The organism is Bacillus sp. PK3-067 (assembly GCF_056738645.1).
Map to the genome: position 1 here is coordinate 13,410 of NZ_CP096493.1, position 21,036 is coordinate 34,445.

General features: G+C 32.5%; 26 protein-coding genes. 18 read left to right on the plus strand and 8 right to left on the minus strand.

Going from position 1 to position 21,036, the window contains the following annotated elements:
- Positions 1-152 precede the first annotated feature (152 nt).
- From M1D73_RS29760 to M1D73_RS29775, 4 genes are read left to right on the plus strand one after another with little or no spacing between them, the layout of a single operon-like run.
- A complete protein-coding gene (locus tag M1D73_RS29760; protein ID WP_481158080.1) occupies positions 153-554 on the plus strand; it encodes a hypothetical protein in 402 nt (133 codons plus the stop codon).
- 25 nt (positions 555-579) lie between these two features.
- Entirely contained in the window at positions 580-903 is a 324-nt protein-coding gene (locus M1D73_RS29765; protein ID WP_427260321.1) for a hypothetical protein, read from the plus strand.
- A 12-nt stretch (positions 904-915) separates the two neighbouring features.
- Entirely contained in the window at positions 916-2,079 is a 1,164-nt protein-coding gene (locus tag M1D73_RS29770) for an FtsK/SpoIIIE domain-containing protein (protein ID WP_481158081.1), read from the plus strand.
- Entirely contained in the window at positions 2,063-2,716 is a 654-nt protein-coding gene (locus M1D73_RS29775) for a replication-relaxation family protein (protein WP_427260319.1), read from the plus strand. The genes M1D73_RS29770 and M1D73_RS29775 overlap by 17 nt, the downstream gene beginning before the upstream one ends.
- Positions 2,717-2,744: 28 nt before the next feature.
- On the opposite strand, the gene M1D73_RS29780 is transcribed toward M1D73_RS29775, so the two are convergent.
- A complete protein-coding gene (locus M1D73_RS29780; protein ID WP_427260318.1) occupies positions 2,745-2,966 on the minus strand; it encodes a helix-turn-helix domain-containing protein in 222 nt (73 codons plus the stop codon).
- 382 nt (positions 2,967-3,348) lie between these two features.
- Between M1D73_RS29780 and M1D73_RS29785 the strand changes: the two genes are divergently transcribed.
- Positions 3,349-3,819, plus strand: coding sequence for an endonuclease domain-containing protein (locus M1D73_RS29785; RefSeq protein ID WP_481158082.1), 471 nt, complete (start codon positions 3,349-3,351; stop codon positions 3,817-3,819).
- Between the two features lie 493 nt (positions 3,820-4,312).
- The gene (locus M1D73_RS29790; RefSeq protein WP_481158083.1) at positions 4,313-4,897 is read left to right on the plus strand and encodes a hypothetical protein; all 585 of its coding nucleotides are present in this window, start codon (positions 4,313-4,315) and stop codon (positions 4,895-4,897) included.
- A 50-nt stretch (positions 4,898-4,947) separates the two neighbouring features.
- On the opposite strand, the gene M1D73_RS29795 is transcribed toward M1D73_RS29790, so the two are convergent.
- Together M1D73_RS29795 and M1D73_RS29800 are read right to left on the minus strand one after the other, a co-directional pair.
- Positions 4,948-5,367: a hypothetical protein gene (locus M1D73_RS29795; protein ID WP_481158084.1), complete on the minus strand. Its 420-nt coding sequence runs from the start codon at positions 5,365-5,367 to the stop codon at positions 4,948-4,950.
- Positions 5,368-5,394: 27 nt separating this feature from the next.
- Positions 5,395-6,561 (minus strand): Alp7A family actin-like protein, encoded by a 1,167-nt coding sequence (locus M1D73_RS29800; RefSeq protein WP_481158085.1) that lies wholly within the window; start codon positions 6,559-6,561, stop codon positions 5,395-5,397.
- A gap of 570 nt (positions 6,562-7,131) precedes the next feature.
- Between M1D73_RS29800 and M1D73_RS29805 the strand changes: the two genes are divergently transcribed.
- Positions 7,132-7,698: a M23 family metallopeptidase gene (locus tag M1D73_RS29805; RefSeq protein WP_481158086.1), complete on the plus strand. Its 567-nt coding sequence runs from the start codon at positions 7,132-7,134 to the stop codon at positions 7,696-7,698.
- A gap of 115 nt (positions 7,699-7,813) precedes the next feature.
- On the opposite strand, the gene M1D73_RS29810 is transcribed toward M1D73_RS29805, so the two are convergent.
- A complete protein-coding gene (locus M1D73_RS29810) occupies positions 7,814-8,302 on the minus strand; it encodes a dihydrofolate reductase (RefSeq protein WP_481158087.1) in 489 nt (162 codons plus the stop codon).
- A 435-nt stretch (positions 8,303-8,737) separates the two neighbouring features.
- Between M1D73_RS29810 and M1D73_RS29815 the strand changes: the two genes are divergently transcribed.
- Entirely contained in the window at positions 8,738-9,346 is a 609-nt protein-coding gene (locus tag M1D73_RS29815) for a DUF3967 domain-containing protein (RefSeq protein ID WP_481158088.1), read from the plus strand.
- Between the two features lie 179 nt (positions 9,347-9,525).
- Here M1D73_RS29815 and M1D73_RS29820 read toward each other — a convergent pair whose 3' ends face one another.
- Entirely contained in the window at positions 9,526-9,870 is a 345-nt protein-coding gene (locus tag M1D73_RS29820; RefSeq protein ID WP_481158089.1) for a hypothetical protein, read from the minus strand.
- Between the two features lie 406 nt (positions 9,871-10,276).
- Between M1D73_RS29820 and M1D73_RS29825 the strand changes: the two genes are divergently transcribed.
- Together M1D73_RS29825 and M1D73_RS29830 are read left to right on the plus strand one after the other, a co-directional pair.
- Positions 10,277-10,678, plus strand: a complete 402-nt coding sequence (locus M1D73_RS29825; protein WP_481158090.1) for an ArpU family phage packaging/lysis transcriptional regulator — start codon at positions 10,277-10,279, stop codon at positions 10,676-10,678.
- 901 nt (positions 10,679-11,579) lie between these two features.
- Positions 11,580-12,008 carry a helix-turn-helix domain-containing protein gene (locus M1D73_RS29830; protein ID WP_481158091.1) on the plus strand — a complete coding sequence of 143 codons (429 nt, stop codon included), beginning with the start codon at positions 11,580-11,582 and terminating at the stop codon, positions 12,006-12,008.
- Positions 12,009-12,032: 24 nt separating this feature from the next.
- Here the strand turns inward: M1D73_RS29830 and M1D73_RS29835 are convergent, their stop codons facing one another.
- Both M1D73_RS29835 and M1D73_RS29840 read right to left on the minus strand, forming a co-directional pair.
- Positions 12,033-12,959: a tyrosine-type recombinase/integrase gene (locus tag M1D73_RS29835; protein ID WP_481158092.1), complete on the minus strand. Its 927-nt coding sequence runs from the start codon at positions 12,957-12,959 to the stop codon at positions 12,033-12,035.
- 1,043 nt (positions 12,960-14,002) lie between these two features.
- Positions 14,003-15,007, minus strand: a complete 1,005-nt coding sequence (locus M1D73_RS29840) for a Replicase RepFR55 (protein WP_481158093.1) — start codon at positions 15,005-15,007, stop codon at positions 14,003-14,005.
- Positions 15,008-15,460: 453 nt separating this feature from the next.
- Here M1D73_RS29840 and M1D73_RS29845 point away from each other — a divergent pair, with 453 nt between their 5' ends.
- The 3 genes from M1D73_RS29845 to M1D73_RS29855 all read left to right on the plus strand — a co-directional run bounded on the left by M1D73_RS29845 (position 15,461) and on the right by M1D73_RS29855 (position 17,031).
- Positions 15,461-16,630: an AimR family lysis-lysogeny pheromone receptor gene (locus tag M1D73_RS29845; protein WP_427260359.1), complete on the plus strand. Its 1,170-nt coding sequence runs from the start codon at positions 15,461-15,463 to the stop codon at positions 16,628-16,630.
- Positions 16,627-16,755, plus strand: coding sequence for a hypothetical protein (locus M1D73_RS29850; RefSeq protein ID WP_255290535.1), 129 nt, complete (start codon positions 16,627-16,629; stop codon positions 16,753-16,755). Before M1D73_RS29845 ends, M1D73_RS29850 begins: the two co-directional genes overlap by 4 nt.
- A gap of 135 nt (positions 16,756-16,890) precedes the next feature.
- A complete protein-coding gene (locus M1D73_RS29855) occupies positions 16,891-17,031 on the plus strand; it encodes a hypothetical protein (protein ID WP_176518721.1) in 141 nt (46 codons plus the stop codon).
- Between the two features lie 55 nt (positions 17,032-17,086).
- Here M1D73_RS29855 and M1D73_RS29860 read toward each other — a convergent pair whose 3' ends face one another.
- On the minus strand, positions 17,087-17,479 hold the full coding sequence (locus tag M1D73_RS29860; protein WP_427260357.1) for a helix-turn-helix domain-containing protein: 393 nt from the start codon (positions 17,477-17,479) through the stop codon (positions 17,087-17,089).
- A 106-nt stretch (positions 17,480-17,585) separates the two neighbouring features.
- Here M1D73_RS29860 and M1D73_RS29865 point away from each other — a divergent pair, with 106 nt between their 5' ends.
- From M1D73_RS29865 to M1D73_RS29885, 5 genes are all read left to right on the plus strand, one after another.
- Positions 17,586-17,822 carry a helix-turn-helix domain-containing protein gene (locus tag M1D73_RS29865; RefSeq protein WP_000881199.1) on the plus strand — a complete coding sequence of 79 codons (237 nt, stop codon included), beginning with the start codon at positions 17,586-17,588 and terminating at the stop codon, positions 17,820-17,822.
- A gap of 165 nt (positions 17,823-17,987) precedes the next feature.
- Positions 17,988-20,252 (plus strand): SpaA isopeptide-forming pilin-related protein, encoded by a 2,265-nt coding sequence (locus tag M1D73_RS29870; protein WP_481158094.1) that lies wholly within the window; start codon positions 17,988-17,990, stop codon positions 20,250-20,252.
- Between the two features lie 34 nt (positions 20,253-20,286).
- On the plus strand, positions 20,287-20,472 hold the full coding sequence (locus tag M1D73_RS29875) for a hypothetical protein (protein ID WP_000334852.1): 186 nt from the start codon (positions 20,287-20,289) through the stop codon (positions 20,470-20,472).
- Between the two features lie 77 nt (positions 20,473-20,549).
- Positions 20,550-20,732: a hypothetical protein gene (locus M1D73_RS29880; protein ID WP_481158054.1), complete on the plus strand. Its 183-nt coding sequence runs from the start codon at positions 20,550-20,552 to the stop codon at positions 20,730-20,732.
- A gap of 59 nt (positions 20,733-20,791) precedes the next feature.
- The gene (locus tag M1D73_RS29885; RefSeq protein WP_481158055.1) at positions 20,792-21,031 is read left to right on the plus strand and encodes a hypothetical protein; all 240 of its coding nucleotides are present in this window, start codon (positions 20,792-20,794) and stop codon (positions 21,029-21,031) included.
- Positions 21,032-21,036 lie beyond the last annotated feature (5 nt).

Consider the following 21,036-nt stretch of genomic DNA (forward strand, 5'->3'; position numbering starts at 1 on the left):
AAAGCAATTACCAAAGTGGATATCAACCTTATAACCAAAGAACTTATCATGATAGCACTATCAAAAGAAATCTTCGATTATCACCTGTTTTTAAGGGATTTTGAGTTTTGTTTATAGTAGGAAAAATGAGATGAGAAAAAGGAGGGGGAACGATGAATAATTCTTATGAAATTATCGGTAATCAAATTAAATATTATTTGAGGGATGATCCAACAAGAGGATGGAACAACATACCTAATACGCAATTTCGAAGTGTGAAAGAAATTACAGAATGGTGTGGAAGTTCAACAAATGAAATTATGTGTGGGTGGGATGCGCTCAATCAAAATGCAATGAGTACAACGGATACAACAGATTTCTTATATAGGTGGATTAGTTGGTACGTGACAGAACCATTAGATAGTACAGCACAAGAAATACGCAAGTTACCAGATGAACTTGCCAGTTTTATAACAAATGTACCTGTTGATACATTTGAACACATTAAGAATGCCTCTCATATGGTGTTAGATTGTATATGCTTTGTATTGGGCTGGATACCAAATTTGTTATAGATATTCTTTTTTTAGGAGGGGAAACATGCCAAAGCGAAAAGAAACAATTCCTTTTCAAGCCTTTATGGACCAATCTTATAAGAAGAAAAAGCAAACAAAAATATATAGTATTGGCCCTATTAGTCCGTTCGCATTTTTTCATATGTCATCACCGCTTGTTCATACGTATGTAGCTCTGGGAATAGTAGGCGGCCTTACAATTGGAGCTGTTTTGTTAGAAAAATACTTAGTACGAAATGATTATGTTTTTGCATCCAATCTCCTTTCTAATGGTCTGTATTACGGTGTAAGAATTGGAGGAATTGGGTTCATTGGTTATGCATTTATTCGTATTTTACTCATGTTATAAGGAGGGTTACCAATGAAAAGATGGTTAAAAAAGAAAAAATATAAATGTCAGTTAGAAGAAGTATTTAAGAAAGCGAAACTATATGATGAGCACATTACACGAGGTGGAAAGGTCCCTATTTATCCTACGATTCATGATGTTTACGAAGGAAAGAAAAGTGTACGGTACACTTTTACACTACCTAATGGTGTTGATCCAGCCCAAATTCATAAGAAGTGGTTCTGCTTTCAGCAAATATTAGGTGAAAATCTTATGATGGAAGGTACCATTAAAAAGTTTGTACTCCATGTATTTTATTCTAATGCAAGTTTACAGCCTTACGATTACAGTTATAAACAATGGCAACCATTATTAAAACCACATCGTCTTCCTGTTGTAGTAGGACGGGACCAATTCGGAAATGCGATTGTGTATGATATGGTTGATTCAAATACACCTCATTTACTGATTGCGGGAGAAACAGGAAGTGGAAAAAGTAGTATGGTGCGCGTGATTTTAGCTACATTAATCCAACATATGTCACCAGAACATTTACATTTGTACCTGGGGGACTTAAAAAACTCAGAGTTTCATTTTTTAAGAAGAGTGAGGCATGTGAAGTATGTTTGCATGGAAGAACACGAAATGACAAGTATGTTTTCAAAATTATGGAGAGAGGTATTGCGTAGAAGAAAGGTAATGGAAGAATATGAGCTCGGTCATATTGATGAATACAATCAAATAACAAAAGATAGACCTTTACCCTATATTTTTATTGTCATTGATGAGGTAGCAATGCTACAGGACGAAAAGGAATGTGTCACCATAATAGAAAAAATATCAGCTGTCGGCAGATCGCTTGGCATTTTCCTCATGCTAAGTATGCAACGTCCAGATGCAAAAATACTTGATGGTAAGTTAAAGCTCAATTTGACGGTAAGAATGGGCTTTAAATGTGCGGATTTAATTAATAGTAACATTGTGGGGACACCTGGATCAGAAAATTTAAGTCAATCGGGCCAAATGATTTTAAAATTAGATGGTTTAAAAAAGGTGCAGGCTCCTTTTTTAGCATTGGACCAGGCAAAAGAAATAATAGAACCATATCGTTTATCTAAAGAGCAAAGTGTAAAGAAAGAAGAACAGGAGCATCAAGAAGATAAAATCTTTGGGGTGTTAGATGATGTTAACGAATAGAGATAAGCAAATTATAGGCCATTTACAGCAATTTAGATGTATGTCGCGTGATGATATTATTGATCTTCATTTTAGAAATGTAAAAAATGCAGTAACATGTTGTAATACTGTTACAAAACGTTTAAGTCGCGAAGGATATATTGATGTAGATACATCACAACGTCCATACGTGTATTTTCCTCATCCAAATACCATTCGTAAAGGTAGCCAAAAGATACGTCATTTTTTAGCGATTGTAGATGTATATAAGCAGTTATTACGAACCGAAAGACCGAAGATATTTCAAGTAGAGCCTAAGTATAAGAAAGGGTATATGGAACCCGATATATTTACCATTTGGCGTAAAAGTCCATTTTTTATAGAAGTCCAGAACTCCATTTATAATAAGGCTACAATCCAAACGAAAATAAAACGTTATGAATCGTATTTTCGTAGTATGGAATGGAAAAAAGAATCCTGGCAACCAAAACATAATATGGTATTCCCCTCACTTTTAATCCTTACTGATCTCAAATATCCAATCTCTAGTTCAAATTTCCGTATTTTTCAAGCACCCTCTATTCAACATTTTCTTACACAAGTACAGCAACCTAAAGACATTTCGGTTCAAATAGGTTCAGTCAAAGTAAAATTATGAAAGCACAAGATACTGTTTCTTGTGCTTTTTACATGTCCCAAAAGTCATTGATTTTGGCGTAAGGATCAATTTTTCTAATAGCATTTAATAATTTTTTCATGATTTCAGGTTTGGGGATATAATCTGTATCTCTACATGCTTTACTAATTGTTTTCGTAGATACTTTAGATTTTTTTGCTAGCTCTTGTTGTTCAATTCCTTGCCGATCTAACCACTGTTTTAGTTTGGTTCTGTTTTTGCGGAAAAACATTCTTCTCACTCCCATAGTTATAATTTTTTATTTACAATTATGGACAGGAATGAGAACTTACATACATTCCAATTTACCCTAAGGTAAATTAGAGTGTAAAAAGGTTCGATTTATAAATCATTCACACGAACGATTTATTGATAATTTCACTTGGAATGAGGTATACATACAATGCAAAGATTTGACTTACGCATCATACAACAAATCTTTGCAAAGCACTTTCCCAAAAAAATTCAACTTAATCTATATCTAAAGAACATAAAAAAAAGACTGCTTTGTTTTATTTGTATAAGATATGTAGTTGGAAAAGGATATATAAAAAGGGTTTGGGTATATTACGTTTTGAGCATTAACTTAAAACTTTTTATTGGAGTGTGAAAAGATGACAGGTTTATTCGTTGTATTAGGTTTCACAATTATATTTTATCTTTTAGCACAAATTCTCACTCCATCATCTACGTATAATCCCAATGATGATTCACAACGGGCGAAATGCTCTAACAAATTAGAAAAGCGTGTATATGATGTATTGCGCTTTAAAGGTTTTTATCCAACTGTACAATATAAAGTACCCAATAAACGTTTTAAATTAGATTTTGCGTTTTTTGCCCCAAATGGTTTAAAAATAGACGTAGAGATTGATGGGCCTTTTCATCGAACACCAGAAGGGATCAAACGAGACAATAGGCGGGATAAATACATGAAAACAAATGGATGGAAAGTGATTCGTATTACTGACATTGCATTAAATAATGGGTTTGAAAAACAAATACTTTTGTTGGTGGCAACATTAAATGAATTAGGGATAGAACCTTCTAAAGAAACCAATTTTGTTATGTTAGAACAGGAATAAGACGTATGATGAAAAACTACATCATACGTCTTTATTTTTTGAAAAGAGCTTATACTAAAATCCTTGTTTTTGCTCTTAGGTGGTTGCTATAAGTTTTTGTGATTCACTTATTTCATCAAAATCTCGTTTTAAGACTGTATCAATGCTATAGCACAAGGTAAATGTGTGGTTGTTAAAGAATAACTAAAGTAATGGGAAGACAGAAAAGGATACCTTAGCAATTAACAGAGTAATTAAATGGAATTAGTAATCCCTATAACAAAGATCAAAATTAATGGATGCTATAGTATTGATACAGGTATGCTGAGTAGATAAAGCGAAGACTAATAGAAAATAATACGGAGCTCCATAGGATTCCCTTGCAAGTATTAAGCAGGAATTGAGAGATAAAAAACTTACTTGCAAGTGGGATAAAAAGTGTACAATGAGTATTAAGGATTAGTAAAATGATACTGTGGTAAGAGTGTAGCGATACTATAATGGAGGTGGTTGAATGGAGAGCAGAGATGATGTTGTAAGTGAAGTGCATTTAAAAACAATAGATGTCTCCCGTATCACCAATCTAGCAGAGAGTACAATCAGAAAATATAGCTTAGAACTCGAAAAACAAGGCTATGAGTTTAATAAAGATGGCGATACAAGACTGTATCATGCCGATGATGTGACAGTTTTTAATACTCTAAAAGAGATTAGAGAAAAAACTAAAGTTTCATTGAATCACGCTGTTAGCGTGTTGATGACACAGCATTCCCGCACAACACAGGGTGTAGCGCGTTCGGAGGTTGCTGTGACAAGGGTTCAAAGTGAAGAGGAGCAATACGCGCTACAATCCATATCGAGTGAAATCAGGAACTTTCTAGAAGATATCAAGACTGAATTTATAGGTTTTCGAAAAGAACTTGAAATTGAACGTCAAAGCAATGATTTATTTAAACAAGAGCTTGAAGCGGAGCGTGAAAAAAATCAGGAATTAGAAAAGAAACTTGATCTTATTATGACAGAATTAGAAAAACTCAATGCTAAAGCTGATATTTCTAACCAAGAACCCAAAAGGAAGAAGCTATTTGGGATATTTTAAGTTTATACAAAACAAAAAGAGTTGCTCTGATACGGGCAACTCTTTTTGTTTTAGAAATCAGGATCTTCTAAATCGTCTTCATCTAATGAACCTGTAATGTTGGTATTAGTGATTAATTGTCCCATTTGACCTACGTCTTTTAATAAATCGTCTGCCAGAGAATTATGGGTATTCTCATCACTTTGCATAAGAACAGCAGATACAGGAGCCACCTGAAGATCTGAAATTGTTTGTGTAATTTTTTTTATGGCATTCATCATTTGTTCTTGGTTTTTTGAGACATTTAGAAGTTCTTTTTTTGCATCAAAGGGCTCTTTTTGTGTTAAGTCTTGTTCAACTAATTGAATAATATAAGTTGCCAGCTTTTTTGAGCGGGCTTTTTGCTCAAGGTGATTATAAACTTCTTCGCTCATGTGATCTGTTCGAAGCCCAAACACTGTTTGTTTCTCGGTCTTTTTAGTACGCCCCATAATGCGGCTCCTCCTTTCTGACTATACTTATTTCTCTGTTTTTTGCAGCATTTCACCGCGACTTTTTACTTCAAGACCATATAAATTTAATTTGCGTGAATCTGGTAAGAAAATATGATTTGCTTGAGCAATTTCAGCTCCATACATCTCTTCAATGACTTCATGAATGCTAGTTTCTAGTATTGGGGCAACACCACCGAAATAAACATATTTATAAACTTTATCAGCTGGTGCAGGCATTACATCTTGGATTTTTAAAATTAGAAACTTAGCAAACTCTTTTAAGGAAGAACGAATTTTGTCTGTTAAATCTACACGTTGGCCAGTGTTTCCGTCGATTAATTCCATTTTTGGTTTTTGGAAATTGTTTACTATAAATGTTTCAAATGAACGTAAATCTGAGAATTTTTCTAGGAACTTTTCTTTTCTTAATTTTTCGATATGAGATAGATAAGATAATTTGTCTATTGGTTGCATTGAATCACGGTTCTTAGGTGATTTTAAACCGGTTGGTGATAATACTAAATCAATCGTTCCACCACCGATATCAACAAGTACTGTATCGTTGTTATCAAATTGTCTTGCTTCTTCACGATCTTCTAATTCGAAATTCTTTTTAATAGCTAAACGTGCAATTTCTCCTTCGATACGACAAGTTGCCTTTGCTACAGTTATTTTTAATGTTTTTTCCATTCCTGGTGTATGTATTGTAACTTCATGCTCTCCAGCAAATCTTTCCGCCATTGCATTTTGGGCTTCACTAAATTTTGCTGTTCGTTTCAGTAACCAAATAGGTAACATTGTTTGGAAATATTCAATTTCAACTGTATTGTCATCCGGTTCGCGAGTTTCATTAATAGCATGATAGAAAGAAACAGCTGATAAAAACATTACGTAAGGGATAGGACTTGTAATTTTATCATGAAGTTTATTGACATGATTGTTAGCTAATGCATGTTTTGCAGCTTCGTCTCCAACTAAGAAGAATCTTTCAGTATCTTCTCCTGGGATTGTTGTTGAAATAAGTAGGCGAGATAATAATTCTTTAGGATTAGTAATGGTTGCTACAAAATGAGAATCAGCTTCGTCTTTACTGATTTCTACAACGTTTGTAGGAGTTTCGATATAGAAACCATCAATTAAGTTCATATCAAGTGAGTTACCAGAATCCTTATTCATCATAGTAATTTTCATTAACTATTCACTCCTTTAGTTATCTTGTTAACAAGATAACATTTTTTTAGCATTATTGGAAGTGTATTTTTGAAATAAGTTAACAAATAAAAATAATAATAAAACCCATAAATATGAGGTTTATTATTATTTTTATTTTTAAATATCAATTAAAGTTAACAATAAATTTATTGTTAACTTTAATTGATATTTATGCGTTTTTCACAATGTATTTGTATCTTTTCTTTTTTTCGGTAGAAGATTTTCCTTATACAATGAGGTGATAAGGCTTCTAACCACAGAAACTACGGAAATAGTCAATAAATTAGAGTTTGATAGAACTCTTTACTTTTGAATCCCTCGTTCTAAACGAAGTTAAAGTTAAGGTAGTTCAATTTATCATTAATTAAATAGGATTTGTATGTGGTTTTACGTGCTTTTTGACAACCCTCTATTTTCTAATTGATAAAATATAATCCAAATATTACTAAAATTTAAATAAATATTTATAAAAATTCAAAATATTAACAAATTTTACAAAAGTGATATATTTATTGTGTAACTTATAAAGATACTTAAGGGGGATTAATTATGTTTAAGAAAATGATAGTAAGTACCTTAGCAACAGGCTTATTATTCTCGGTTAGTGGAAATGCATTTGCTGAATCGCCAGATTATGATTCAGTGAAGTATGAAATCAACGCTGCAGTTAAGGCATCGGAATTTAAAGATATAGCAAAGATGCCTATAGATATGAAAAAAGTAAATTCCACCGATCCTTATAATTTAGATAAAAAGAATGGTAGAGTACATAAAGGCTTTGATTTTGCAGCGCCACAAGGAACAAGAATAGATGCTGTTCAATCTGGTAAAGTCGTTTTTGCTGATTTTGGAAGCAAAAAAAATGGGTTTACTGATTATGGTAATGTAGTAGTTATCGAACATACCTACAATAAAAAGAAAATTTATACCTTATATGCCCATATGAGTAAGATGTCAGTGAAAAAAGGTGACACAGTAGAAGCGAGTCAAAAGATAGGAGAAGTTGGTAAAACGGGAGAAGCGACAGGTAATCACCTTCACTTGGAAGTAAGAACAGATACACTTCATGGTGAACGTGTAGATCCAACTAAATATTTACCACCATTTAAAAAATAATAATATGTAAAACTTTTAAGCTAGCAGTCCTTGTATAGAATAGTTTAAAAAAGCCCTATTTTTTGCTTGCAACAGGGCTTTTTTATTTACATAATTTTCGTTATGAGAAGTTCTATTATAGGCCTATTTTCTCAAATACATGAAAGTAGTACTCGTACGGGTTTTTATCATTTTGAATCCCTTTTTCAGTATATATCTCTTTCCATAAAGAGAAATCAATTTCTGGGAAGTAACGATCTCCCTCAAATGTAGCATGAATCTTGGTTATGTATAGTTTTTGAGTGTAAGGAAGAAATTGTTGATAGATTTCTTCTCCTCCAAGGATAAATACTTCTTCTCCTTCACATTTAGAAAGAGCATCTTCAATCGAATAAGCTATATGACAGCCCTCGGCCTTATAGTATTTATTTTTTGTTAGGATAATATTTTTACGTCCATCTAAAGATCTTCCTATCGATTCATAATTCTTTCTTCCTAGAATGATAGAGTGTCCCATAGTAATTCGTCTTAAGTATGCCCAATCATTAGGAAGTCTCCAGGGAATATCGTTATTTTTACCAATTACATTATTTTCTCCTACGGCAACCATTGTAGATATTATCATGTTTTCATCTCCTTCACTTTATTTTATCAAAGAAAAGGAGTTTGTTTTTAATGTATATCATATACATGCTCGGTTAACATAATGCATTATTATCGGTAGCAACTATTTTGATAGAATCTTTGTCAATACAGGGATTCTTCTTTCTTTTCTAGTAAAATCGATATGCATGATTTTATACATGGTTGATATAGAGGGGATTCGAGGGATCCTGACTATTCTTTTTTTGCATAAAATCTTGTATAAATAAAAAGATTTTGGTGTAGGTATTTGGATATGATGAGTATTCAATTTTAAAATTGGTTTTGTAATAGGAATTATATAAATTAACTATGTAAAGATTATGGAAATTAAGAGTTTGAAACAAGTGACACGTGAATTATTAGGAAAAAGGGTATATCATTGCTATAGCGAATATATTTTTTGAGGTGAAACGCTATGAAGACGCTATATAGTCCTAGTGATGTGGCAGAGCAATTAGGTATCCAATCTAGCACATTACGTAAGTATGCTGATGTGTTGGAAAAAGAGGGTTATACTTTCATCAAAAATGAACGTGGGCATAGGAAGTATAGAGAAAGTGATGTAATGGTGTTTCGTAAGGTTATAAACCTAAAGAGCGACACAGACATGACATTAGAAAATGCTACAAAGCAAATAGTATCATGGCATCAAGGTGTTGAAGTGTTGCCATTGGAGCGACATGAAGTTGAGCGCTATGAAGAACCTGATTTCAACGCTATACCGCTACAGGTGATGATTCAAGAGCAAAAAGAAGTTATTGAAAAACAAAATGAATTACTCCAGGAATTAACTAAACGATTAACAGAGCAAGATCAGCGATTTGCACAACGAGAATCGAAATTACTAAGCGCTATACAATCGATACAGGATTCCCAGAAGCTTATAGCGACGAATTCTAAGGAAGACATAGCGAAGAACCAGGGCCGCGATGAAATGCTCATGCACACGATTAGAGAAGTTCAGGAAGTTAAAAAGATGATTGCAGCAAGTAAAGATAAGAAATGGTATGAGTTTTGGAAATAAATTCAATACTAATGGTATAAACATCATAAAACACCAAACTACTTATTTAAAATAGATAGTTTGGTGTTTTATGATGTTCGTATATTTTTATGAAAATATAGAGATTAAAAATTTAGAGTTATAAATAATATTTAAGGAATAATTTTCAGAATAAGTATTAGTTAAGTTGATTAATTTTCTTATTGGCATGTTTCAGGAGGAATAGGACCATTATAATCAATTGGTATACTTAAATCTAATGGTGATATATCATCAGAAAAGTCTATTGTACAGTTGTCTGGAATAATAATATTCCCAGATAGAGAACTTTTTTGTGGATCTGTTTTACAGCTAACACTTACAACTTGTAAGAAGATATCGCCAAGATCTTTATGTTTAACTTTAACCCATTGGAATTTTTTATTATTCCATTTTGAACACTGTGTTTTGTGATCATAAGGTCGATTTTGATTGTATTGATTATATGGAGAATGATATGGATTTTGATTGTATCGATCATATGGAGAATGATATGGATTATACATTTTGTATCACTCCTTCTTTAAAAAGGTTATTTGTTTTTAAATTTATAGTTATCGTATGGTCCGTTTTTTGTTATGTATAGGTTTTTAACTATATGTAAAAGCCTAAATTAAGAAGAAAGATTGAGCTATTATTTTTTTAATAAGTATATTAATTTAGATGTTTATACGATTGTAAATATCATTAATTTAAGGTTTTATCTTATTTTGAATGTATAATTTTTTATATATTTTGAGGATATTAGGAGATTTAGGGGAAGTTAATTGTTTAGGTGGAATGAATGTAAACTAATATTCAAAAGTTTACTTTGGATATTTAGTTTTTTTGTAACTAGATTAAGAGGGAACAGTACTATTTAAATGGAAATAAATAAATACTATTATTTTATTGTGAGGAATGAAAATTTATATGGGACGGAATATAGAAAAAGATATGGATAATAAAAAGTTGGATAAGAAAGCAAGTAAAAAAGTTAAAGAGATTTTAAAGCAAGTTGATGTTAGATGGCTTGTTTTAGATTTAGATATAAACCCTGATTGGTATTTTATTGAACGACCTATTGAGAAAATGTCTTTATTTGGTTATGAAAGTGAGTATCATAAACAGACTAAAGAATTCGTAAGAACTATTGTAAATGCAATTAATAAATTAAATATTAAAGAAAGAGAAATTATTATAAGAAGATTTTTACGACGTGAAGAACGATATGATTATGAGGTAGCTAATAAAATGGGATTGAGTTTAAGGACATATGAAAGATATAAATCTTTAGCTATTATTAATTTATCTATTGTGTTAGGGATTGAATAAGTGAAAAAAAAGTTTTATTTAGTGGCGGTTTTTTGGCAGAAAGATGACAGAAAGATGGCAGATTATTTATATTTTTAATGTGTTAAAATGTTATTATATAAGGCTTGTATATAAGAGCTTTTATTGATATAAAAGCCAAAATATTTATATGTTTTTTTAAACGTAAGGGGAATTCTTATAAAGAGTTTTCCTTACGTTTTTTATTTTTAAAGATTTAGAAATAATTGGCGGTTTTTTGGCGGAAATTGCGGATAAATTACGGACAAAATGGGGACCCTTTTTTGCTTTAAATTCCTATAAAATTGTTTTTAGAAGTAGAAAACTTATTAATCAGTGAGAGGAGATGTTTTTAAAAATAAACTTGCAAGTATATTTTTAAATTTTAAAGTGAGGTTAAATATATTGATGTCTATTTGGAAGATACTTTCATGTATTGGTGTAGCATTTAGTTTTATAGTGAGTTTTTTACAGTTATTTGCTTGGTTTTTTCCGCGTGAGTTTCCTAATGTTATAAAACATATAGGCAGTTTTATTATTAATAATTGGTTGATATTGATCGTGATTGGCTTGTTGCTTGTAATTATTAATTTATTAATCAATAGGCATAGTGAAGCAAATGAAAATAGTGAACAACAATCTAATTTAACATGAATAAAAAATAATTTTAAAATCTAATGTTTAAATATATTAATGTTTAAAAGTTTACATTTGATAAAAGTAAAAAAGAGTCCTACATTTATGGGATTCTTTTTTTTAGTTTCTGATAATATTTTATTAATTGAATGTAAAGAGTGATTTAGTAAGGATTTGAATATGTGAACCATTAGTTTACATGTATTAGATTAATGGTTTCTTTAATGATTAGGGGTTTATATGTAATGATTTCTTAGAGGTGAATAATATGAATTTAGGTTCGCAATTGAAAAAGTTCCGTGAATCAAAAAGCTTTTCACAAGAAGATGTAGCTCGAAAGGTTGGAGTGACTAGACAAGCTGTTTATAAATGGGAGAGCAATAAAAGTTATCCTGATATTGATAATTTGATTTTACTTAGTGAATTATATGAAGTAACAATTGATGAGTTAATAAAGGGATCAGAGGATGCTAGAGAGGAGTTAAATAAAAAAGATAAGGATGAGTGTGAAGATGATGAGGATGAAAATAATTTTGGCTTTTTTATAGGTATTGTTCTTATATTTATAGGGATATTTATTGGCATTGAAGGAATTTCTTTATTTATAACTATATTGGGAATGCTGATAATGGTTTTTTATAGTGATGTAAAAAAGGCAATTATTACTGAATTTAAAATAAAAAGAAGACCAAACTAGAATTTTTCTAGTTTGGTCTTCTTTTTACTGCTGTTTATTCCAGAATTGAACGTATCTATGCAGGGCCTCAACGCTTTTTAATCCTAAAAACGCTTTAATTTCAATGGGCTTCATGCCATTCTGTAGCGCATTTAGTATAAAACGGTTCCGTAGCATAGTAGGCGTTATATGAATTTCAGCACGTTTCGCTTCTTTCTGTAACATGCGTTGTACAGCGATTCGAGTTAAAGGGGCGGGTTGATCGTTTTCATAGTCCCAGCGGAATGTTTGCGGGCCGAAATCAAACGCCACAAAGAAGGGGTCGCCCGTTTGTTGGCGCGGTCTAACAAGATTAGGAATCTTGTTGTAATACGATAAGGCAAGTTTTACATGTTCTTTTGAAAGGGTAATGGATCGTTTGTGGGCGTGTAGTCCTCCTGGGGTAATCGTATTACTCCCAAAGTGTATATCATGCATGGATAGCGTGAGAATGTCCTGGATAGATAGCCCATAATCTAACATGAAGTGGATCAATAAAAGGTTACGTTCCAGAATAAACTTTCTGCCTGACGCCTGGTAGTCGGTTAACCCGTTATAACTACGCATGACGCGGAATAGCTTTCTAATTTCTTTGTCTGATGCAAAGTGTTTAGAAGTCAGTCCAGGAGGGGAGACATCACTTTTTAAATCCTGGGCCACACCATGAAATTGTAAAAAGTTAATCAGAATGCCTCGTACACGTTTGATATTAGAAATCGACGCTCCACGTTCCCTTTTAAGAGCTTTTAAGTATTTATCTAATACATTTGTATCAAAAGAACGAAAAAACGATTCTGGGGGCAATTTGACGTGTTTCTGAATCCATGATGTAAAAAGGGTGAGATCGTAGCGGTATTGTTTAACGGTGGAAGATTTACGGCCATGTTTTAACAGATCAGCAAGAAAAACATCAACGGAAAGTTCCCAAGTCATGTTTATATACTCCTTTGTCCTAAAAATTGTGTACCGCAATTATATACGAGAACCATACAAACAAGCAATAGGGGATTCTAGCTCGAGGTGTTTTTTTTGGCTTGTGGGATTCCAGGGCCAGGACATTGCGGGGACATATGGCGTGGCTAGACAGGGCATAGAGTTGTGGTATAGGTGGATATATAGATGTATTGGAATGTGTGGAAAGCGAATGATGGGCCGATGTTGAGGGAGGACGATAGGCGAGGAATGGGAATGGCCGCCGCCCCGCCTACGTAGTTTTTTGAAAATCTGCCTGGCAACGGAATCTGATTCATAGCTGAATCAAGATCCCCTTACCATGAGAGCTTCAAGGTAAATCAAAGTTTTTAAATATTCTGCGGAACCTTGTTCTATCAATGAGTTTAAGATTAGAATAAGTTCAGAATAACCTTAGTATATTGTCGCAACTAATTCTGTAGATTTATCTCATATTATTCTGAATTAATTCTGAGGTTATTCTCTTTACTGAAATACTCATAATGAACAGAAATGATTGTTTGTTTTTAGAGTGCTGTACTATGTATTTATGGTAAAAATCACGAATATTAGTATTTATACTGTCTACAGATATTCGGTGTTCCGTAGATTTGTATATTAAATGACAAGTAGATTTCTATTTTGGTATTTAGTTTGATCTGGGGGGTTATGTTTAAAAATCTAGAAAATTATAGTTCCCAATATGGGATACTTTTTATAATAAATCTTGTTTTAAAAAAAATTAAAATCATTAAATACATTAGGATTTATTTTTGCTCAATAAGCCTTACTCTCACAAGGGATTAGAAAATTCTTCTTATTTAATTACTGATTTAAGAGCAGGTTCAATTCGAGTATAAATTCATAGTGTATTTGTTGTGAAGAACGTCCTTAATTTACGAAAATATAATAGGTTGATAATATGTTTAATCTATTAAAATAAAGAATGACATGACAAAAAGCCTTGTTAGGGCAGATTTTTTTGAACAAGGCTATAAAACAATTATTTTTTTGAAAAAAGAGATTTAGGCGTTCGGATCAATCATTTTTTTGAATAAATCCATTGATGGTATGAGACTCTTTTTTGGTTTTCCAAATACCATATTTGTTGTACGTTCTTTTGCTTGTTGCTCTCTACGCTTTCTGTTTGCAGTTAACTGTTTTGTATATGTTGTTATGAAGTGTGCAGGTGTACTTACTAGCGATTTGTTTACTTCAAACAGCTGTACACAGTCCTCAAAAGTCTTTCTTGCTTCCCAATCTACGCATGGCGGCATGCGTAATGCGATTGTATAAGCATCCTTTTCAGTGATATTTGTATCTTTACTTATGATATACATATAAAGTTTCTTTTGATCTTCACTCATAAACTCATCCATTTCACGGAATCGTAGTTCTAGCTTTTCACCCGAATTAGGAGCATTTATTGGCTGTTTTTCTTCTACTTCTTCATTTGTAGGAGCAACAGAATCCAATATATCTATTCCCTGGCATGTAGGAACAGTTTGTTTTTCGGCTTGTTCTGTAGATTTCTCTTGTTTTTTACTTAGTCTTTTAGATAGAAACTTTGTAAATGTAGAAAAAATATCAATTGAAAACGCCCATTTTTGCTTAAAATATTCAATGATTTTCAAATAATTGGTATTGAGGCTTAATATGTAAATAGATGGTGCAATCTTACCATGACGTCTTGTTTTGATTTGATGGCATACTTGAAGGTCCTCTAACCAATTCAGAATAAAGTTGATAATCGGTACAGAAATACCCGATTTTTCACTGATTTGATTTTGTCTCATTTGAGAGTATCCTTCTTGTACTAGGTAAGATAAAACAACTTCCAATGCCTTATAGCGGCGTGGTGTTTGTACGAAGAAATCTTTAGTGGTTTTACCTTCTGTATCTAAAAGAATTGTATCAATAGCTTTAATTACTTTTTGTACTGTTTTATTAATAGCACCTGTAGGAACATGAACCAGTTGTGGGCTTAATTCTCGTTTTGCCTTACTTAGCAAAAAGTTATTTAGTAGCACAAAAAAACCTCCTATTTTTTCCACCACACATTTGTTAAGGAAAAGTAGAGGATTTTCTTCACAAGAGATTCACTTTGTGCTAAAATAAATGTATATAAGTGAATAAATTCTATGCGTTAAAAACCCTACTTTCTGGGATTTTTAATTGGTGTCTAGTTTGCCGACCGGAACAACCAATTAAAAATTTGTGAGGTAGGTTTTTTTTGTTTTGATAAATATATTTTATCGTTCTTCTTGCAGAATATCAATCTTTTGAAAGTAAAAATTACACTAAAGTGTTAATAATGTGTTTATTTTATACAGAAAATAGTTGTTTAAAAGTCTCTATTTGTCTGAAAAATATTGAGAAACATGTACATTTACCTATTTCTGTAATAAAACCCTTCATTCAGAACAATCGTTTGATATAATGTATTAAATATGTCTGAATTTTCTTTCAAGAGGTGGGAATGTATGAACTACTGGAATAGGAAATTACAAGAAGAAATTAATAATGCACATAAGACATATGATTGTTTTGCTGTTGAAGCAAAAGTTTCTAAGTCTACTTTAACAGATTTGTTTAAATACAATAAAGAAGTTTCAATGTTTAGTGTGTTTAAAATGGCGAAAGTTCTTTTCCCAGATAGAAGAGACATTCATGAAGAATGTTGTATAAACATTTTTGATCAATATGAAAGAAATGTAAAAATTAATATGAAAAGGTTATTTGTTATCGCTTATCTTAACGGTTATTCCTCGATTTTAAAATATTTAGTTGATTTATCTAGCAGTCATGCAGATTATAATGTGAAAAAATATTCTCCACTTTTTAAACTGTTCTATGAACGTCCCAGGGGCGGAAATCCGAAGGACCATCTTTTGTGTTTAGAAGATATTCGAAAAACAGTTCCTAAAAAAGAAAATTTAGATATGGAGATATTTTGTGATATTTTATACTTACTTTCTAGTGGTGATATTGGAGATTTCGGAATGTTTGATACATATAGAAATCGTATTGTTACCAATATTTCTAAGATTAAAAATCAGGATTTAAAACTACTTTATAATTACTGGATTACTGACATTTGGAGTTATGCTTTATTAAGAAGGCTAAAAGTCAATGAATTTAGAGAACAAAATAGTAAATTAATGATGTATGAAAATATACAATATTTCCCCGTTATGAGTGCGATGAACAATTTGAGGCTAGGAGAGAGTTTTTTATTTTCGGATTATCAAAAGTCATATGATTATACTTTAAAAGCACTTGAAGAATTAGAAAATAAATGTGATTTTAAGTATAGAATAGCCATAAATAACATGAACTTTTTAAAACTTATACACAATATAGAAATAGAAACAATTAACTTAGAACAGCTCCATCCAGCAGAATTAGCATTGTATTTTGTTTTAAAGAAGGAGTATTTAAAAGCAATAGAAATATTAATGAAATTAAAAAATAAAAATAAAAAACTGACGCCAATTCAGTATTGTTATTTAGGTCAAGCAAAAATGGACCTGGATATAATAGCCGAATCAAAAAAGTTATTCATTGAAAATGGTGATTACTTTTTTGCCCAATATGCAACAAAGGCTTATAATGATTGTAAAGAATTGTTAAAATGTGGAGGCGTAAAATGAAAAAACTAGCCATTTTATGTACTGTATCATTAATTTTATTAAGTGGATTAAGTATTTCAGAAAAAAATAAGATCCAAAATTCTAATAATGTGCAATATATGGTCGATCCTGGAGGAATGGGCTGACTGTAGAAAAACAAAAAGTAACAAAAGACACCGTTTATACGGTGTCTTTTGTTACTTTATAAACAGTTTTTTAAATGTTCGAACTGGATTTCGGCGAACAAGAATATCAATTAATCCCAAAAAAGGAGCGGCTATATGGAAAATATTCAAAATAAAGCTAATTGCGAATCACTTATTGTTCAAATTGTTCAGGCGTGTAATGGAGATTTAGAAATCATGGGAAAATTAATTGATTTATATGATAGTACAAACCATGTGGATATTGATTACTCGTAATTAACTAAAAAATATAGATAAATATATGTACTCTAATTTGTTATTATGATGCGCTCTACTCCTCGTGTTGCGATTGCATTTCTATTTCAATTTCCAGAAGTTGCGCCATCCTAAGAATTTCTTTTTCGATTCTTGGTTTGTGTTCTTCTGGAACATTTCTATATTTTTCAATCAAAATTTGAGCCATACGTTCTATTGGATCGGTTTCACTACTATCTTTTTCTAAAATTTCATTATCACTCATTTGATGGTGTAAAAGTCTTGATTCACTAACATTAAAAAATTTCGCGATTGTCGGTAGACGTTCAATCTTAGGGACTTTATCTCCATTTTCCCAGCTTGTTACGGTACTATATGGTGTATTTATGGCTTGAGCAAAATCTTTTCTACTAAGGCCTTTCATTGCTCTTAACTTTCGTATATTTTTCCCAAATATATTGTTATCCATTAGGTATAATCCTCCTTTTATACTTTGGTGTTATTTTTAACACTTAAGTGTTGACTTTCGGCTTTAAGCCGAATAAAATGTAATTAAGGGAAGGGAGGGTGAAAAAATGCTAGCGTCACATGAAAACAAAACCGTTGTACGAGAATACAGGGAATCCAAAGGTTTAAGTATTAAGGAAGTTTCCAAAGGCGCTAAAATTCCGATCGGCACATTATATGATGTTGAAATTGGAAGAAGGAGTCTGAAAGACAATAAAGCTAAAAAAATAGCTGATTTCCTTGAAGTTCCGATCGAGAAACTTTTCAGACCAACATATTATCGTGCAATACCCATCACAGAATGAATAAACCTCATGTTATTGATTACATCTATCTAAGTGTATTGTAAATGAAATTCGGCTAAAAGACGAAATAATTATGACTAAAGTATATTGTTCTATATTTAGAAAGATAAAATTCTAAATATTCTGTCCTTTGAAAACTGAATAATCCTAAAGGAGCTGTAAAAAATGGTTTTGAAACGATCGTATCAAACACTACTACTCTTTACGAGTGTACTTTTATTCATTATGAGCTTCTTGATTCCACTGAATCAAGCCAGTGCGGAGGTAATCAATCGAGAAAGGTATCAGATGGATTGGGCCTATAGCCCGCAGTATGGGAAAGATGTTCGTACAGAGCTTCTAAAGAACGCTAGTGGTCAAATTGCGTATTGTCTGGTATACGGTTTAAAATCCCCAAATGGAGAGGATTTACCCGAAGCGGGCAAAACAGATGATGTATCCTATCGTGTCTTAATGAATGGGTACCCACAGAAAACACCAGAAAATCTAGGAGTTTCCAATTGGAAAGAAGCCCATTACGCAACCCAATTAGCTCTTTGGAATGCACTTGGCCAGATTTCTGTTGATGAATTACAGTTCAAAAATGCGGCTGTTCAAAAAGCGGCAAAGAACATCATTCATGCGGCAAATCAAAGCCAGGATACACAAGATGTTTGGATGAATGTCATTCCAACGGATAAACAAGAAGCCCAATTAAACGGTGAATATTTCGAAACAACAACATATAACGTTCAAACAAATGCGAAAAAAGGTACATTTCAAGTACAAATGAACAATGCGCCACAAGGCACACGTATTGTCACAGAACAAGGTGAAGTGAAAGAAACATTCCAACTAGGAGAAAAGTTCCGTATTCAAGTACCAAAATCCTCTAAGAGTAGTGAACTATCTCTAAAAGTCGTTTCAAATCTAACGAATGTTCATGCGATCGTATATAAAGGAACAAGTACGATTCAAGATGCAACTGTATTATTAGAGCGCAGTACAGAACAAGTAAGCACAGACTTACAAGTATTCTGGAAAGCAAATGGCGCCTTAAAAGTGATGAAAGTGGATGAAAGCAAAAAGCCACTACCAGGCGCAGTATTTGAAATCGCAAACAGCAATCAACAAGTTATGGGAACGATTACAGCTGACAAAAACGGTATCGCTGAAATGGGTAATTTAGAACTTGGCACATACACTGTAAAAGAAGTGAAAGCGCCTATTGGATATGTGCTAGATGCTACGCCAAAGCCTTTTGAAGTGAAAACAGGTGAAGTTGCTGTTGTTGAAATGAAAAATGTACAAATCAAAGGCAATATTGAAATTAAAAAAGTAAGTGATACAGGCAAGATTCTCCCAGGTGTTGAATTTACAGTATTTACGCCAGAAGGAAAGGCAGTTACAAAAGTAACTACAAATCAAGAAGGAATTACGAAAGTAAATTCTCTTCCGTTTGGAAAGTATTACTTCCAGGAAACGAAAGGATTAGAAGGTTACTTATTAAATCAAACAAAGTATCCATTTGAAGTAAAAGAGCATAATCAAACACTTACATTCGAAGTGAAAAACGATCAAGTAAAAGGAAATGTACAGCTTGTAAAAGTAGATGAAGATGGGAAAACAAAATTAGAAGGTGCAGTTTTTATCCTAGCTGATGAAAAAGGCAGGAAAATCAGTGAGCATAAGACAGACAAAAACGGGTTAATCAAAATTGATAATATCCCATTTGGAAAGTACCAATTCATTGAAAAAACATCACCAGCGGGCTATGTGCTGGTAAAAGACCCGATTCCGTTTAGCATCACTGAAAACGGAAAAACAATTGAGCTAGTTGCAAAGAATACAAAGATTAAAGGCTCAATTGAAATTACAAAAGTAGACATAGCCGATGGAAATAACAAGCTACCAGGCGCAGAGTTTACAATCTATAACGAGCAAGGCCAGGAAGTCGTGAAGGGAAAAACAAACGAACAAGGCATTGCAAAGTTTGAGAAATTACCAGCTGGTAAATACACATATAAAGAGACATTCGCACCAGAGGGATATTTAATCAATGAAGAAACATTCTCTTTTGAAATTAAAACAGATGGTGCGATTATCAAACATGTTGTAGCAGATCAGAAAAAAGAAGTTCCACCAACACCAGAAACGCCACAACCAGAGCAACCGGAACAACCACAGCCAGAACAACCAAAACCACAACCAGAGAAGCCACAAACACCACAGGTCATTGAAAAACCTTTACCAACACCAGAGAAACCACAAAACATTGTAAAACAACCACAACCGATGAAAGAACAACCTAAGAAAGTAGAAAGCCATTTACCAACAACAGGCAGCAAAGCTGAAAATCCATATTGGAAATGGATTGGTATTACATTTGTCGTTCTTGGTAGTATCCTAGCTGTTTACGCATTTAGAAAACGTAAGAATCAAGAAGTTTAAAAAACTCTGAACTGATAAGGGAGGGCGGGATCAAATGTGCATATTTGATGTACATTATCAAATCAATGATAGGAAATATACGAAATCATATTTACTTGCATTGGTGGAAGATGGGTTTCAGTTGCGAAAAAATATCCAACATGTTCTGTTCAAAGAGCACCAACAAGAAATTACGATCCTTTCTACAGATTTAGAAGAATTAGATTTAGTAGCTTCATAATGAATGAAACCTCTTAGATGTACAGAATATTTCTATTTAGCTATATAGAAAGATAAAACAATACATGAGGATTTCTTATGAAACCAATTAAGCATATGCGAAGTAAACGCGGTTTTTATATCGGTCGAGTTCCTCATACAACACATACACCTTCAACAAGTAAGCGTACAGAAGAATGGGCGGGAAGAATGGGGAAAAGCATGATTTTCTCTTCTCACTTGGTCACGCTAGACCCTTACAAAAAAGCGCGCAAATCATAATATTCATGGGAGGACATTCTTTCACTGAATATCCTCCCCACTTAAAAGGAGGAAGCAAGATGGGAAAACAAGCGTATCAAAATCGTCAAGAATGCTGGGAAACGTTCTGGAAAGAACAAGTAACGGTAAATGGTGAATTAGATATTGAACAAGTGAAGCAAGAACTCTTCAACTATAAAACACTCTTAGATCAAATTAATCAACCTCAAAATGGAATCATGCAACCTCAAATCTTGATTCAATTAGTCGCAGAAGAACGAACAGAAAAGCATCGTGAAAAGATATTAGCTCTTGCATAAGGCCA